Annotated in this window: 2 protein-coding genes; one reads left to right on the top strand and one right to left on the bottom strand. The window is 77.2% G+C overall.

Going from position 1 to position 988, the window contains the following annotated elements:
* Positions 1-343: HAD hydrolase-like protein (locus tag GTW08_RS21575; RefSeq protein WP_202417505.1), on the bottom strand; the 343-nt coding region annotated here is incomplete at its 3' end.
* A gap of 56 nt (positions 344-399) precedes the next feature.
* On the opposite strand from GTW08_RS21575, the gene GTW08_RS21570 reads away from it, so the two are divergent.
* Positions 400-988: alcohol dehydrogenase catalytic domain-containing protein (locus tag GTW08_RS21570; RefSeq protein ID WP_161152447.1), on the top strand; the 589-nt coding region annotated here is incomplete at its 3' end.

The raw sequence follows: 988 nt of genomic DNA, 5'->3' as shown, positions 1-988 counted from the left end.
GGGCGGCGGCGAGCCGCCGGTCGGCGCTGGTCACGACGGCCCACGGGACCCGCGCCGCGTCGAGGGCGGCGAGCAGGGCGTGTGCCCCGGGCAGCGCGTCGACGTCGTCGAGGTCGTCGTACTGCAGCTCCAGCTGGCGGGCCGCGGCGGCGTCGAGTGCCGCGCCGGACAGGTCCGGGCGCAGCAACCGGATCGTGCCGTCGCTGGGCACCCCGTGCGCGACGCGGACGAGGTCGGCCCCGGCGACGCCGTACTCGCGCGCCCAGGCGGCCCAGGAGCGGGCGACCGCGGCGTCGGACCCGACCAGCGTGCCGTCCATGTCGAACAGGATCGCGGCGTACACACCGCACCACCCCTTTCCCTCGGATGGCGAGCCTATCGGCCTGGGAGGATCGCCCCATGCGAGCAGTACGGATCACCGCGTTCGGCGCACCGCCCGAGGTCGTGGACCTGCCGGACCCCACCCCGCCCGTGGGTGGAGTGGTCGTGCGGGTGGAGGCGACCGGGCTGTGCGCCAGCGACCGGTTCGCCTGGGCCGGGCACGACGGTGACGTGACGCTCCCCCACGTGCCCGGCCACGAACTGGTCGGGCACGTGGTCGCGACCGGCGCCGGGGTCACCCGGTTCCGGGCCGGTGACCGGGTCACGACGCCGTTCGTCTGCGGCTGCGGTGTCTGCCCGGACTGCCGGGCGGGCCGCGCGCAGGTCTGCCCGCACCAGCAGCAGCCCGGGTTCACCCACGACGGGTCCTTCGCCGAGCTCGTCGCGCTGCACCACGCCGACCACAACCTGGTGCCGGTCCCCGACGACGCCGACGCCGCCGGCGCCGCACTGCTCGGCTGCCGGGTCGCCACCGCGCACCGGGCGCTCGTCGGGCGCGGCGGACTGGCCTCCGGGGAGCGGGTCCTCGTACTCGGAGCGGGCGGGGTCGGGCTGGCCGCGGTGCTGATCGCGTCGGCGCTGGGCGCCGAGGCGGTCGTCGCGGACC

The organism is Pseudonocardia sp. SID8383, assembly GCF_009864975.1.
Lineage (GTDB): Bacteria > Actinomycetota > Actinomycetes > Mycobacteriales > Pseudonocardiaceae > Pseudonocardia > Pseudonocardia alni.
This window is presented reverse-complemented; position numbering and strand designations above follow the sequence as displayed.